General features: G+C 70.3%; 14 protein-coding genes. 8 read left to right on the top strand and 6 right to left on the bottom strand.

The genetic code is table 11. The features are described 5' to 3' along the window. Positions 1-10 precede the first annotated feature (10 nt). A complete protein-coding gene (locus BI335_RS19565; RefSeq protein ID WP_094433157.1) occupies positions 11-766 on the top strand; it encodes a CDP-alcohol phosphatidyltransferase family protein in 756 nt (251 codons plus the stop codon). Here the strand turns inward: BI335_RS19565 and BI335_RS19560 are convergent. From BI335_RS19560 to BI335_RS19540, 5 genes are all read right to left on the bottom strand, one after another. Beyond that, positions 758-1,534: a TspO/MBR family protein gene (locus BI335_RS19560; RefSeq protein WP_094433004.1), complete on the bottom strand. Its 777-nt coding sequence runs from the start codon at positions 1,532-1,534 to the stop codon at positions 758-760. The genes BI335_RS19565 and BI335_RS19560 overlap by 9 nt on opposite strands. 69 nt (positions 1,535-1,603) lie before the next feature. Then, a complete protein-coding gene (locus tag BI335_RS19555) occupies positions 1,604-2,587 on the bottom strand; it encodes a phosphatase domain-containing protein (protein ID WP_094360927.1) in 984 nt (327 codons plus the stop codon). Further along, entirely contained in the window at positions 2,580-3,626 is a 1,047-nt protein-coding gene (locus BI335_RS19550; RefSeq protein ID WP_172421969.1) for a diacylglycerol/lipid kinase family protein, read from the bottom strand. The genes BI335_RS19555 and BI335_RS19550 overlap by 8 nt, the downstream gene beginning before the upstream one ends. A gap of 4 nt (positions 3,627-3,630) precedes the next feature. Then, on the bottom strand, positions 3,631-4,089 hold the full coding sequence (locus BI335_RS19545; protein WP_094433000.1) for a QcrA and Rieske domain-containing protein: 459 nt from the start codon (positions 4,087-4,089) through the stop codon (positions 3,631-3,633). Then, positions 4,086-5,063 carry a hypothetical protein gene (locus BI335_RS19540; protein ID WP_094432998.1) on the bottom strand — a complete coding sequence of 326 codons (978 nt, stop codon included), beginning with the start codon at positions 5,061-5,063 and terminating at the stop codon, positions 4,086-4,088. The genes BI335_RS19545 and BI335_RS19540 overlap by 4 nt, the downstream gene beginning before the upstream one ends. Positions 5,064-5,237: 174 nt before the next feature. Here BI335_RS19540 and uvrC point away from each other — a divergent pair, with 174 nt between their 5' ends. The 4 genes from uvrC to whiA all read left to right on the top strand — a co-directional run bounded on the left by uvrC (position 5,238) and on the right by whiA (position 10,294). Continuing rightward, complete coding sequence (gene uvrC, locus BI335_RS19535; protein WP_094361189.1) at positions 5,238-7,238, top strand: excinuclease ABC subunit UvrC; 2,001 nt, start codon at positions 5,238-5,240, stop codon at positions 7,236-7,238. Positions 7,239-7,303: 65 nt separating this feature from the next. Continuing rightward, complete coding sequence (gene rapZ / locus BI335_RS19530) at positions 7,304-8,176, top strand: RNase adapter RapZ (protein WP_094361191.1); 873 nt, start codon at positions 7,304-7,306, stop codon at positions 8,174-8,176. Then, entirely contained in the window at positions 8,173-9,141 is a 969-nt protein-coding gene (locus tag BI335_RS19525) for a gluconeogenesis factor YvcK family protein (RefSeq protein WP_094360920.1), read from the top strand. The genes rapZ and BI335_RS19525 overlap by 4 nt, the downstream gene beginning before the upstream one ends. A gap of 172 nt (positions 9,142-9,313) precedes the next feature. Then, positions 9,314-10,294 (top strand): DNA-binding protein WhiA, encoded by a 981-nt coding sequence (gene whiA, locus BI335_RS19520; RefSeq protein WP_094360918.1) that lies wholly within the window; start codon positions 9,314-9,316, stop codon positions 10,292-10,294. Here whiA and BI335_RS19515 read toward each other — a convergent pair. Beyond that, the gene (locus tag BI335_RS19515; protein WP_094432996.1) at positions 10,269-10,970 is read right to left on the bottom strand and encodes a ThuA domain-containing protein; all 702 of its coding nucleotides are present in this window, start codon (positions 10,968-10,970) and stop codon (positions 10,269-10,271) included. The two genes, whiA and BI335_RS19515, sit on opposite strands and share 26 nt — an antisense overlap. A 158-nt stretch (positions 10,971-11,128) precedes the next feature. On the opposite strand from BI335_RS19515, the gene gap reads away from it, so the two are divergent. The 3 genes from gap to tpiA are packed head-to-tail and all read left to right on the top strand — an operon-like array spanning position 11,129 to position 14,146. Further along, complete coding sequence (gap, locus tag BI335_RS19510) at positions 11,129-12,136, top strand: type I glyceraldehyde-3-phosphate dehydrogenase (protein ID WP_094360914.1); 1,008 nt, start codon at positions 11,129-11,131, stop codon at positions 12,134-12,136. A gap of 10 nt (positions 12,137-12,146) precedes the next feature. Next, positions 12,147-13,355 carry a phosphoglycerate kinase gene (locus BI335_RS19505; protein ID WP_094403819.1) on the top strand — a complete coding sequence of 403 codons (1,209 nt, stop codon included), beginning with the start codon at positions 12,147-12,149 and terminating at the stop codon, positions 13,353-13,355. After that, the gene (gene tpiA / locus BI335_RS19500) at positions 13,352-14,146 is read left to right on the top strand and encodes a triose-phosphate isomerase (RefSeq protein WP_094403818.1); all 795 of its coding nucleotides are present in this window, start codon (positions 13,352-13,354) and stop codon (positions 14,144-14,146) included. Before BI335_RS19505 ends, tpiA begins: the two co-directional genes overlap by 4 nt. The last annotated feature ends 74 nt before the right edge of the window (positions 14,147-14,220 follow it).

The following is a 14,220-nucleotide window of genomic DNA, read 5'->3' as shown; positions in this document are numbered from 1 at the left end:
GAATCGCGGGGTGCCCAGCTCAGCCCCCGCCGCCGCCGACCGCCGGTCGGCGTACACCGTCGGTCAGCACCTCGGCGCCTGGGCGGTGCACGCGCTGACCATGTCCGGCATCGTCTGGGCCGTCCTGGCGCTGCTCGCGCTGCTCCGGCAGGACCTGCTGGCGATGTGGGGCTGGCTCGCGGTCGCGCTGGTCGTCGACGGGCTGGACGGCACGCTCGCCCGCCGTGCCGAGGTGAGCCAGCGGATCCCGTGGTTCGACGGGACCGCGCTGGACACCGTGGTCGACTATCTGACCTGGACCTTCATCCCGGCTCTGTTCCTCTATCTGCACATCCCCTTCGGCCCGGCGCCGATGCCGCTGCTGATGATGCTGCTGATCAACCTGTCCTCGTTGTTCTGCTATTGCAACAAGGGCATGAAATCCAGCGACTACTACTTCGTCGGCTTCCCGGCGGCCTGGAACATCGTCGCGGTCTATCTGTGGCTGCTCGACACCGGGCCGGTGTTCAACGTGATCGCGACGATCGTGCTCTCCGCGCTCACCCTGGCCCCGATCGATTTCCTGCATCCGTTCCGGGTACGCCGGCTGATGGCGGTCAACATCCTCGCGGTGGCCGCCTGGCTCGCCGGCACCATCTGGCTGGTGCTGGCCCACCCGGACGCCCCGCTGCCGGCGCAGCTGATCTGGTGGCTCGGTGGCGGCTGGTTCTTCGCCGTCAGCCTGCTGCGCACCATCCGCGGCCGCGCCGACGACACCTCAGGCTGACGCGACGGCCGGGGTACGCCGGGAGAACAGTGCCGTCGCCGCCAGCACCAGCAGCGCCACCAGCGCGGCCACCACACCGACCAGTGCCGACTGCGGGGCATCGGTGAGCCGGCCGATCGCGATCCAGGCCAGGCCCCAGCCGAGGGCCAGGCCGACGCCCCACTTGCCGCCCAGGCTCCGTGCCTGCGCCAGACCGATCAGCCCGGCGACGGCCAGCACGACCACCGCCACGATCGGGTTCGCGCCACCGAAGTCCACCCCGGAGGAGGCCAGCGCGGCCGCGATGTTGGCGACCGTCGCGATGGTCACCCAACCCAGATAGAGCCCCATCGTGCCGTCGACGACCACGGTCTCCACCGGACCGGTGGGCCTGGTGCGGGCGAGCCGGCGGCCGATGATCGACAGCACCGCCAGCAGCACGATGATCACCAGCACGCTCACCCAGATCCAGCCGACCTGGGTGACGCCGAGCCAGACGGCGTTGAGCACCATCGAGACCGCGATCAACGGGCCGGTCGCGCGGGCCCGGTCACTCGTCCGCTGCGCCGGCAGCCACTGCCACACCACATGGGCGAGCAGCCCGAGATAGATCACCGACCAGATCGTGAAGGCGGGGCCGGCCGGAGCCAGCAGCGTCGCATCGGCGGCCAGCGAACCGCCGGAGGACTCCTCGACCCGGGTGCCGATCAACCCCGTACCGAAGGCGGTGCCGACCAGGCAGACGGCCATGGCGACCGTGACCAGGATCCTGCGGGTGGTGTCGTTCATGGTGACTCCCGTCGTCGCGACCAACCTGGTCGTGCGACCCAGACTAGTGGCCGCCCCGCGCGCGGCGGGTCAGTCGGGCAGGGCGGCCAGGTCGCGTTCGAACAGCTCCCGCATCCTCACCCGCTGCTCCGGCGAATCCCAGCGCAGCCGTTCGAAGTCGGCGACCGCCTCGGCCGCCACCCGGGCCAGCGATCCGTCGCTGATCAACCCGTGCCGCCACGCCACCAGGGCAGCGCCGACATAGGTGTCGACGAACCAGATCCCGCGCTCGGCGTACGCCTGCCGCTCGGCCTGGTCGGTGGCCACCACGTCGTGGATCAGCACCAGCCGGACGGCCGGCCCGTGCCGGGCGTACAACTGCTCGCCGACGATCACATCGCCCTGGCCCGAATCACCGAGGAAAACCAACCGGTACTCGGGAAACAGCCGCCGGTACCGGCGTACGTTGGTCAGCTTGCGGGCCGCCATCGAGCGATGGCTGAACAGATTCCGCAGGCCCCCGGAGAGCATCGACATCTTCGAGATGCCGGCCTTGCGCAGCACCTCGCGGGAGTAACCCTCGATCAGCCCCCAGGCGTCCTTCGGGCGGGCGGTGAGGAAGGTCAGATCACCGGTGTCGAAGGGGCGGCCGCTGGGGCCCTGATCGAGAGCCTGGTAGAGCGCGAGTAGTCCCGGATAGACGGTGCCGCGCGGATAGCGGCGATCGTTCAGCGCGCAGAGCGCGGTGTCGTCGATGTCGGAGAGCACCTTGGGATCACCGATGTCGAGCCGATCGGCCTCGTCGGCGAAGTGGTCCAGGATCCGCTGGCGCACCCGACCGGCCCGCAGATCGGTGAACACCAGATCCTCCAGATCGCGGGCCTCGTGGGTGTTGATCAGATTCTTCAAGCGGGTCAGTCGCGGACCGTGCACCCCGAGCAGCAGTTCGGCCAGCGCCGCATCGCGCTCGCGGCCGCGGCGCCGCTCCTGGATCTGGTGCGCGGCATGCGCGAGGCGGGCCAGCTCCGGGTCGTCGGTCTGCCGCTGTTCGGGTGTCTGGCTCTGTTCAAGCATCGGCGGTCCCGGTGGTGAAGGGGGTGGGGCGTCCGGTACGCCGGGCGCGCGGGCGATCGAGGCGGACCAGCAGGGCGCCGGGGTCGACGGAGAAGACGGCCTCACCGACCGAGGGCAGCACGTCACCGTCCAACTGCACCGGATGCGGCTGCTCGGGTACCACGCGGACGGTCCGGGCGCGGCCCAGCACCAGCCCGGAACCGGGGACCGGTCGGTGCCGCAGCCCCTGCCAGGCGACCGGCAACCACTGGGCCGGGTGGCGTACCCGGGCCTCCATCAGCTCCAACCGGCCGTCGTCGAGCAGGGCGTGCGGGAAGACCGCGATGCCACCGGGGATCCGGCCGCAGTTGCCGACCAGCACCGACCACACCTCGGTGTCCTCGGCGGCCTGCTCGTCGACCTGCAACCGGACCCGCACGGGACGGCGATGCAGATGCTGCGCGCCGGCCCCCAGATAGGCGAACCAGCCCAGCCGGGACTTGGTGTGCGCGGAGGTGGCCAGCACCGTGTGCGCGTCGTGGCCCATCCCGGCGAGCACCAGGAAGGTCTCCTCGGGCAGCCAGTCACCGGTGTCCGCGTGGGCGCGGACCGAGACCCGGCCGAGGTCGACCGGGGCGGTGGCGCCGTGCAGCGCCAACCGGATCGCGCGGCGCAGGTTGCCCGGTGGCAGCAGCAGATTCCGGGCGAACAGGTTCGCGGTGCCCAGCGGCACGACCCCGAGCGGTACGCCGGAGTGCGCGAGCCCGCGCGCCACCTCGCGCACCGTGCCGTCGCCACCGAGCGCGACCACCAGTTCGGCCCCCTCGGCGACGGCCTGTTCGGCCTGTTCGGCACCGGCCTCGGCGATCGTGGTGGTGACGATCGACGGTTCGGGCCAGCCGGCCTGCTCGCAGGCGGTCCGCAGTTCACCGACCGCCCACTCGGCCTTCGGTCGGATCGGGTTGACTACGCCGACCACGCGCGTCGGGCGCACCGGGTCGGCCAGCGGTGCCCGCAGCAGCGGCAACTTCGCGGTGGACGAGGGACGCCCGATCAGCACCGGGTCAGCCGATCCGCAGGTTGTCACCGTCGTCGGTGACCGTCGCCTGCGCCAATCCGGTGCGCGCGGGCCCGAGGGTGCGGCTGCCGTCGACGATCGAGAATTCCGAACCGTGGCAGGCGCAGACGATCTGCTGCTGCCGGACGTAGGACACCGAACAGCCGCCGTGCGGGCAGATGTTGCTGAACGCCCGGAAGTCACCGGCGGTCGGCTGGGTCACCACGAACCGCTTCTCCAGCACCACCCCACCGCCCACCGCGACCTTGTCCTTGGGCACCTGGACCGGTGGGGCGGACCGGGTCGGGGACGGGGACGGGACAGCCTGGCTCTGATCCCCGCAGGCGGTGGCCGCCAGGCCGACACCGAGACCGGCGGCGGCCACCACACCGCCGCGCAGCACCTGACGCCGATCGGGGCGGGCCGGGCTGTCGGGTCCGTCGGCCCCGGGCCGGTGCTCGGTCATCGGTTCTCCTTCGCGGTGGAGGTCTGGACCGCAGCCATCCCGGTGCGCGCCAACTCGGCGGTGATCCGGCGGTCGGTCCAGATCTTCCATCCCTCGATCAGGAACCCCGACAGGATCAACAGGGCCACGACGAGCACCACCCACCACGGATAGTTCTCCCCGGTCGCCCAGAAATAGACGTACGGCGCGACGAAGGTGACCGCGGTGACCAGCGTGCCCAGGGCGCGGACCAGCCGTCGCTTGGCGGTGACCATCGCGATCACCCCCCAGGTGTAGGGGATCGCGGTGAGCATGTCGATCGCCCAGAGGATCCCGAGATGGCCCTTGAACTCCTTGACGAAGGTCACCGGCAGCGCCCGGAGCGCCGAATAGATCAGCACCACCACATAGAAGAAGACCGCCGGGTCCCGCAGCCACCGGCCGATCGCGCTGCGCCGGACATGCGGCACCTCGAGCCGCTCCAGGGCGCGGACCAGGCGCGGCGGGGTACGCAGGGTGTCGATCCCGCTCAGCGAACCCGCCAGCCAGGCCCGGCGGAGCGGGTCGGCGTCGTCGGCGGACCAGGCCTCGGCGAGCTGCAGCGGGTTGATCGCCAGCGGCTCCTGGCCGTGGTGCACCTCGCCGATCAGATGCACCTGGTCGGGGCCGAAGATCTGCTGCAGCCGCTCCAGACCCTCGGTGTCGGCGTGGAAGATCCAGAGCTGGATGCCGCGGGCCAGGCTGTCCGAGAGCAGATCGCCGACCAGCCGTCCCTCGGCATCACCGGCCAGGAAGTCCTGCGGTGCGCTGGTCAGCCGGCCCAGTTCGGGCAGGTCGCGGACGTGCCGGGGACGCAGGTCGGAGATCCGGCGTACGCCCGCCGCCCGCATCAGCGCGTCGGCGTCGATCGGCAACTCGCGCGCGGTCGCCAGCGACAGCACATCGCCGCCCTGCACCAGCTCGCGCAGGGCGGTGCGTACCTCCCCGCTCGCCATGCGGCCCATGCTAGGGGGAACCTGTGCCACAAGTGGACAGGTCGGGCCCCAATCGGGGGACGCGTCCTCCCGTGGTCGGGGGAGTCATCTCGACACGTCGGCCATTGCTCCGCTGCGCTGCGCATGGCCGACTACTCGATGAGCGGGGTCAGCGGTGGTGACTACGCTGGCCTGATGGCCGATCCCTCCAGCTACCGCCCCGCGCCCGGGGCCATTCCCACCCAACCGGGCGTCTATCGCTTCTCCGACGAGCACGGCCGGGTGATCTACGTCGGCAAGGCCAAGAACCTGCGCTCCCGGCTCAACTCCTACTTCGCCGACCCGGCGAACCTGCTGGACCGCACCCGCCGGATGGTCACCACCGCGGCCAAGGTGGAGTGGACCGTCGTGCAGACCGAGGTCGAGGCGCTGCAGCTGGAGTACTCCTGGATCAAGGAGTTCGACCCGCGCTTCAACATCAAGTACCGCGACGACAAGTCCTATCCGTGGCTGGCGGTGACCTGGTCCCAGGAGTATCCGCGCGTCTTCGTGGGCCGTGGTGCCAAGCGGAAGGGCAACCGCTATTTCGGCCCCTACGGGCACGCCTGGGCGATCCGGGAGACCGTCGACCTGCTGCTCCGGGTGTTCCCGATGCGGTCCTGTTCCGACGGCACCTTCCGGAACGCCGCCGCGGCCGGCCGGCCCTGCCTGCTCGGCTACATCGACAAGTGCTCCGCGCCCTGCGTCGGCCGGATCTCGGCGGAGGACCATCGCCAGATCGTCGCCGACTTCATCCAGTTCATGAGCGGCCAGTCGACCACCATGCTGCGCCGGTTGCAGACCCGGATGAAGATCGCCTCCGACGACCAGGAGTACGAGCTCGCCGCGAAGATCCGCGACGACATCGGTGCCCTGAACCGGGCCACCGAGCAGAACGCGATCGTGCTCGGCGACGGCACCGACGCCGATGTGGTCGCGCTCGCCGAGGACCCGCTGGAGGTCGCGGTGCAGATCTTCCACGTCCGCGGTGGCCGGGTCCGCGGGGAACGCGGCTGGGTCGCCGATCGCACCGACGACGCCGACACCGGCGAGCTGGTCGAGACCTTCCTGCAGCAGCTCTACGGCGAGGTGCTCGCCGGCGCCACCCCGGTCGAGGGGGAGGGCGGCCGCTCGATCCCACGGGAGGTGCTGGTCCCGGTGCTGCCGCCCTCGGTCGGGCCGCTGGAGCAGGTGCTCGGTGAACGCCGCGGGGCCCGGGTCCAGATCCGCGTGCCCCAGCGCGGCGACAAGAAGACCCTGCTGGAGACCGTGACCCGCAACGCCAGGGAGGCGCTGGTCCGGCACAAGACCAAGCGGGCCTCCGACCTGACCACCCGGAACCGGGCGCTGGAGGAGATCGCCACCGCCCTCGATCTGCCGGAGCCGCCGCTGCGGATCGAGTGCTACGACATCTCCAACCTGCAGGGCAGCGAGGTGGTCGCCTCGATGGTCGTCTTCGAGGACGGCCTGCCGCGCAAGAGCGAGTACCGGCGGTTCGTGATCCGGGGCGTCGAGGGCCAGAACGACGTCGCCTCGATGCACGAGGTGATCACCCGCCGGTTCAAGCGGCTGCTCGACGATCGGCAGGCGATGGCCGCCGGCCGCGATGACGGTTCCGGTGGGGAACAGGCGCTGCTGGTCGACCCGACGACCGGTGCGCCGCGCAGGTTCGCGTACGCCCCGGCGCTGGTCGTGGTGGACGGCGGTCCGCCGCAGGTCGCCGCCGCCGCGGATGCGCTGGCCGAGCTCGGCATCACCGAGGTGGCCCTCTGTGGCCTGGCCAAGCGGCTCGAGGAGGTGTGGCTGCCCGATGAGGAGTATCCGGTGATCCTGCCGCGCTCCAGCGAGGGGCTCTATCTGCTGCAGCGACTCCGCGACGAGGCGCACCGCTTCGCGATCGGCCACCACCGCGGCCGGCGCAGCCGCACCATGGTCGAATCGGTGCTCGACGACGTACCCGGGCTGGGCGAGGTGCGGCGCAAGGCGCTGATCGCCCATTTCGGTTCGCTGAAGAAGCTCCGTGCCGCGAGCACCGAGGAGATCGCCGCGGTCCCGGGCTTCGGCGTACGCACCGCCGAGGCGGTGCACGCGGCACTCGCCGGCAAGCCGGCCGGTGAGGCGATCAACATGACCACTGGGGAGGTGCTGTCGGATTGATCGATGGGGATAATGAGCGGGTGACCCAATCGATCGACCCGGATCCCGCCCCCAGCACCGTCGAGGTGGCCGCCCCATCGGGAGACGACATCCGGGTGGTGATCGTCACCGGGATGTCCGGCGCCGGTCGGCGTACCGCCGCCCACGCGTTGGAGGATCTCGGCTGGTACGTGGTCGACAACCTGCCGCCGGTGATGCTGCCCAAGCTCTACGAGCTGGCCCGGGCCGAGGGGATCACCCGGCTCGCCACGGTCCTCGACGTCCGTGGGCGCACCCTGTTCGAGGAACTCCCCGGTGTGTTCGCCCGGCTCGAATCGGCGGGTACGGTGCCCGAGATCCTGTTCATCGAGGCCAGCGACGAGGTGATCGTGCAGCGCCAGGAGTCCTCCCGGCGCCCGCACCCGCTGCAGGGCGACGGTCGCCTGCTCGACGGGGTACGCCGGGAGCGCGAGCTGCTCGCCACCCTGCGCGCCGGTGCCGACCTGGTGATCGACACCTCCGCGATGAACGTGCACCAGCTGACCTCGCGGGTGGTGCACGCCTATGAGGGTGAGGGCACCGACAAGCTGCGGGTCACCTTGATGTCCTTCGGTTTCAAGAACGGCATCCCGGTCGATGCCGACATGGTGATCGATGTCCGCTTCCTGCCGAACCCGCACTGGGTGCCCGAGCTGCGGCCGCAGACCGGGCTCAGCCAGCCGGTCGCCGACTATGTGCTGCGCCAGCCCGCGGCCGGGCCGTTCCTGCAGCAGCTGCAGGCACTGATGATGACCGTCGCCCGCGGTTATCTCAATGAGGGCAAGAGATTCGCCACCGTCGGCATCGGCTGCACCGGCGGCAAGCACCGCTCCACCGCGATGGCCGAGGAGCTCGGCCGGCGGCTCCGCGAGGTCGGGATGCCGACCAAGGTGCTGCACCGTGATCTGGGGCGCGAATGAGCGTACGTCGCTTCGACCTTCCTTTCGAGCGGCTGCCGTCGGTGACCGCCTTCGGCGGCGGGCACGGGCTGTTCGCCTCGCTGTCGGCGCTGCGTCGGGTCACCGACCGGCTCACCGCCGTGGTCACCGTCGCCGATGACGGCGGTTCCTCGGGCCGGCTCCGGGAGGAGTTCGGCTGCCTGCCGCCGGGTGATCTGCGGATGGCGCTGGCCGCGCTCTGTGGGGACGACCACTGGGGCCGCACCTGGGCGGATGTGCTGCAGTCCCGGTTCACCGGCGACGGGCCGCTCGCCGGGCACGCGGTCGGCAATCTGCTGATCCTCGGCCTGTGGGAGAAGTTCGGCGACCCGGTGGCCGGGTTGGACATGGTCGCGGAGCTGCTCGGTGCCAAGGGCCGCGTGCTGCCGATGTCCTCGGTGCCGCTGCAGATCGTCGCCGAGGTGATCGGCATCGATCCGCTCAGCCCCGACGAGGTCTCCCTGGTCAGCGGCCAGGCCCGGGTGGCCAAGACCGAGGGCGAGGTGCACACCGTGCGGCTGGAACCGGAGAACCCGCCGGCCCGTCCCGAGGTCATCGAGGTGGTCCGCGACACCGACTTCGTGGTCCTCGGCCCCGGTTCCTGGTTCACCTCGGTGATCCCGCACCTGCTCGTACCCGAGCTGGCCGAGGCGATCATCGAGACCCGGGCCCGCCGGCTGCTCACCCTGAACCTGATGCCGGCCGATGAGACCGACGGCTACTCCGCCAGCCAGCACCTGGAGATCCTCGCCGACCACGCGCCCCGGCTCCGGCTGGACTACATCGTCGCCGACGAGACCTTCGCCCGCGACGACAAACACCTGGCCAACTACGCGGCCTCACTCGGTGCCGAACTGGTGCTGGCCGATCTGGCGATGCGCGATGGGACGCCTCGGCACGACCCGTTGCGGCTGGCTTCGATCTTCGCTGAACTGATGGGGGTCTGATATCAATGTCATTCTTGTCCGCGAGGCTTCGGACCTGGACTCCCGTCCGGGCGTCTCGAACCGGTACGCCCATCCGGGCGTTTCGGACTGGTACGCCCATCCGGGCGTCTCGAACCGGGACGCCCGTCCGGGCGTGCGCCCGGAGGTCCAGCACAGGAGGGAAGCGGTTCCGGTGGCACTGACGCAACAGGTGAAGGCCGAGCTGGCGACCATCTCGGTGACCAGGCCCAGCGCCCGGCGGGCCGAGGTCGCGGCCACGCTGCGGTTCGCCGGCGGGCTGCATCTCGCCGGTGGCCGGATCGTGATCGAGGCCGAACTGGACACCGGTGCCGCCGCGCGCCGGCTGCGGACCGCGATCAGCGACGTGTTCGGGCACGACTCCGACCTGGTCGTGGTGAGCGGCTCCGGGATCCGCCGCGGCACCCGCTACGTGGTCCGGGTGATCAAGGACGGTGAGGCGCTGGCCCGTCAGACCGGGCTGATCGACTCCCGCGGCCGGCCCGCCCGCGGGCTGCCGCCGCAGGTGGTCTCCGGCGGGGCCGGGGACTGTGTGGCCGCCTGGCGCGGTGCCTTCCTGGCGCACGGATCGCTGACCGAACCCGGCCGTTCGATGTCGCTGGAGGTGACCGCCCCCGGCCCGGAGGCCGCACTGGCACTGGTCGGCGCCGCCCGCCGGCTGGACATCTCCGCCAAGGCCCGGGAGGTCCGCAATGTCGACCGGGTGGTGATCCGCGACGGCGATGCGATCGCGGCGATGCTGACCCGGATGGGTGCCCACCAGTGCGTGCTGGTCTGGGAGGAGCGCCGGATGCGCCGCGAGGTGCGCGCCTCGGCCAACCGGCTGGCGAACTTCGACGACGCCAACCTGCGCCGCTCGGCGCGGGCCGCGGTGGCCGCCGGGGCGCGGGTCGAGCGGGCCCTGGAGATCCTCGGTGAGGATGTCCCGGAGCATCTGCAGGCCGCCGGGGTGCTGCGGGTGGAGAACAAGCAGGCGTCGCTGGAGGAGCTCGGTCAGCTGCACACCCCGCCGCTGACCAAGGACGCGGTGGCCGGCCGGATCCGGCGGCTGCTCGCGATGGCCGACAAGCGGGCCGCCGACCTCGGCGTACCGAACACCGAGGCCAGCCTCAGCCCGGAGATGCTGGAGGACTGACCTCGCGGTCCCCGAGCAGCCAGCGGGCGGCGTTGGTGACGAACCGTTTCGCGGTGGGGGAGTCGTACGCCCGGGCATCGTGACCCAGCCCGGAATAGACGGCGCGGCCATCCGCGCTCACCCAGGCCATCACCTCAGCCGAACCGTCGAGGTCATGGTCCAGCAGCGGTACCGTGCCGGAATCCCTGCTGAGCAAGGAATAACGCTCATCCTCGGCCTCGACCTCGGTCAACCCGGCGAGCGTTGGATGATCCGGCGCCAGCACCCGGAACCGGCTCGGCCCGCGCGGCGGATGCATCGAGGTGCCGCGGATCCAGCGGCCGCCGAGGATGCCCCGCCAGGCCGGCCAGTCAGCGAAGGTGTTCGCCGCGGTGTGCACCCCCAGCACCCGGCCGCCGTCGGCCAGCCAACGTTCGCAGGCGGCGAAGGCGGCATCCCATTCGGCGTTGGCGGCGGGCGGGTTCGCCGGGTCGGCGCCGATACCGCAGTTGACCACCAGCAGGTCGATCCCGGCCAGTTCGCCGAGGGCGTCGGGTTCGTCGGTGCGCAGCTCCACCGGGTACGCCTCGGCCAGCCAGTCGCGCAGCGCGGCCCCGGTCTCGGCGAACGGATGCCACGGGTCGGCGTACCGCTGGTCACCGGTGAGGACACGGACGCGGGGGGTGACGATGTTCACGCGGTGAACCTAGCCCGCGGGGCTCAACGGCTGTACGGCGACCCCCGCGGGACCGATAGGGTGGAGCTGTCCGACAAGTCGGGCCGGCGTGGTCGGTGATCAAGCAGCCGCCAGCATCCGAATGGCCCGCATCGCGCAATGCGAAGGAGCACCCAAGAATGACCGTGAAGGTTGGAATCAACGGCTTCGGCCGCATCGGCCGCAACTACTTCCGGGCCCTGATGGCCTCCGGTGCCGACATCGAGGTCGTCGCCGCCAATGACCTGACCGACAACGCCGCGATCGCCCACCTGCTCAAGTTCGACACCGTGCTCGGCCGGTTCCCCGGTGAGATCGTCGCCAACGACGAGGGCATCACCGTCGACGGCAAGCTGATCAAGATCTTCTCCGAGAAGGACCCGGCGAACATCCCGTGGGGCGAACTCGGCGCCGACATCGTGATCGAGTCCACCGGCATCTTCACCGACGCCACCAAGGCCAAGGCGCACATCGACGGCGGTGCCAAGAAGGTCATCATCTCCGCTCCGGCGAAGAACGAGGACATCACCGTGGTGATGGGCGTCAACGACCAGGACTACGATCCGGCGACCCAGAACATCATCTCCAACGCGTCCTGCACCACGAACTGCCTGGCCCCGCTGGCCAAGGCGCTGAACGACGCGCTGGGCATCAACAAGGGTCTGATGACCACGGTGCACGCCTACACCCAGGACCAGAACCTGCAGGACGGCCCGCACAAGGACCCGCGCCGGGCCCGCGCCGCCGCGCAGAACATCGTGCCGACCTCCACCGGTGCGGCCAAGGCCATCGGCCTGGTGCTGCCGGAGCTGAAGGGCAAGCTGGACGGTTACGCCCTGCGCGTCCCGGTGATCACCGGTTCCGCCACCGACCTCACCTTCGAGGCCGGCCGGGAGACCTCGGTCGAGGAGGTCAACGAGATCATGAAGAAGGCCGCCGAGTCCGGTCCGCTGGCGCCGTACCTGAACTACAGCGACGATCCGCTGGTCTCCAGCGATATCGTCACCGACCCAGCGTCCTGCATCTTCGACTCCGGCCTGACCAAGGTGATCGGCAACAACGTCAAGGTCGTCGGCTGGTACGACAACGAGTGGGGCTACTCCAACCGGCTGGTCGACCTGACCAAGCTGGTCGGCGAGAAGCTCTGAGGGCCCGCGGATGAACTCGATCGCGGACCTGGGCGACCTGCGCGGTCGCAAGGTGCTGATCCGCTGCGATCTGAACGTCCCGCTGGACGGGGACCGGATCACCGACGACGGGCGGATCAAGGCCTCGGTACCGACGCTGACCAAGCTGCTCGACGCGGGGGCGCGGGTGATCGTGCTCGCCCACCTGGGTCGGCCGAAGGGTCAGGTCAAGACCGAGTTCTCCCTCGCCCCGGCCGCGACGCGGCTCGGCGAGCTGCTCGGCAAGGACGTGCAGCTCGCCGGTGATGTCGTCGGCGAGTCCGCCCAGGGCCTGGCCGAGGGTCTCGGCGACGGCGAGATCATGATGTGCGAGAACGTCCGCTTCGAACCGGGCGAGGAGTCCAAGGACGAGGCCGAGCGGCAGCAGCTGGCCCAGGCGTACGCCGCCCTGGCCGGTGCCGAGGGGGCCTTCGTCTCCGACGGGTTCGGGGTGGTGCACCGCAAGCAGGCCTCGGTCTACGACGTGGCCAAGCTGCTGCCGAACGCGGCCGGTGACCTCGTCGAGAACGAGGTCGAGGTGCTGAAGCGGCTCACCGACGATCCGCAGCAGCCCTATGTGGTGGTGCTCGGTGGTGCCAAGGTCTCCGACAAGCTGAAGGTGATCGACAACCTGCTGGCCAAGGCCGATGCCCTGGTGATCGGTGGCGGGATGGTCTTCACCTTCCTCAAGGCCCAGGGGCACGAGGTCGGCAAGTCGTTGCTCGAGGAGGACCAGGTCGAGACCTGCCGCAACTACCTCGACCACGCCAACAAGAACTCCAAGGAGATCGTGCTGCCGACCGACATCGTGGTGGCGCCGGAGTTCAAGGCGGACGCCCCGGCGACCGTCGTACCGGCCGATGAGATGCCGGCGGATCAGCTCGGCCTGGACATCGGTCCGGAGTCGGCGCTGGCGTTCGCCAACGTGATCCGCTCGGCCAGGACGGTGTTCTGGAACGGCCCGATGGGCGTGTTCGAGATGGACGCCTTCGCCGGCGGGACCCGGGAGGTCGCCGAGGCGCTCACCCATGTGCACGGGCTGTCGGTGGTCGGCGGTGGCGATTCCGCCTCGGCGGTACGCCACCTCGGCTTCTCCGACGACCAGTTCGGGCACATCTCCACCGGCGGTGGCGCGTCGCTGGAATACCTTGAGGGCAAGGAATTGCCCGGTCTGGCCGTACTGGAGGGAGGCGATCGATGAGTGATCGCAAGCCGCTGATCGCCGGCAACTGGAAGATGAACCTGAACCACGTCGAGGCCAACGGGCTGGTGCAGAAACTGGCCTGGACGCTGAAGGATCACCGGCACGACCCGGCGAAGTCCGAGGTCGTCGTGCTGCCCCCGTTCACCGATCTGCGCACCGTGCAGACGCTGATCGAGGGTGACCGGCTGGAGATCGGTTACGGCGCCCAGGACGTGTCGGTGCACGACAGCGGCGCCTACACCGGGGAGATCTCGGCGGGGATGCTCGCCAAGCTCGGTTGCGGTTATGTCGTGGTCGGGCACTCCGAGCGCCGGCAGTACCACGACGAGACCGACGACGTGGTCGCCGCCAAGGCCCGGTTGGTGCTGGAGTGGGACATGATCCCGATCGTCTGCGTCGGCGAGGGCCTGGACGTCCGCCAGGCCGGTGACCAGGTCGCCTACACCCTGGAGCAGGTGCAGGGTTCGCTGGCCGGGATCGGCGACGAGGCGCTGGCCAAGGTGGTGATCGCCTACGAGCCGGTCTGGGCCATCGGTACCGGCGAGGTGGCGACCCCCGATGACGCCCAGGAGGTGTGTGGCGCGATCCGGCGATTCATCGCCGAACGGCGGCACATCGACCTGGCCGATCAGGTCCGGATCCTCTACGGCGGTTCGGTGAAGTCGGGCAACTGCGCCGACATCATGGACAAGCCGGACATCGACGGTGCCCTGGTCGGTGGCGCGAGCCTCGACCCGGAGGAGTTCGCCGCCATTGCGCGCTTCTACGACCTGCCCAAGGTCGGCTGAGACCGTCGCGTCGCATCATCGATAGCAGATCCCGGTACCGCACCAGCGGTGCCGGGATCTGCGTTTGGTCCATG

The sequence above is a fragment of the Enemella evansiae genome, assembly GCF_002250705.1.
Lineage (GTDB): Bacteria > Actinomycetota > Actinomycetes > Propionibacteriales > Propionibacteriaceae > Enemella > Enemella evansiae.
Note: the sequence above shows the minus strand (reverse complement) of the source record. Positions and strands in the feature narration are given on the sequence as shown.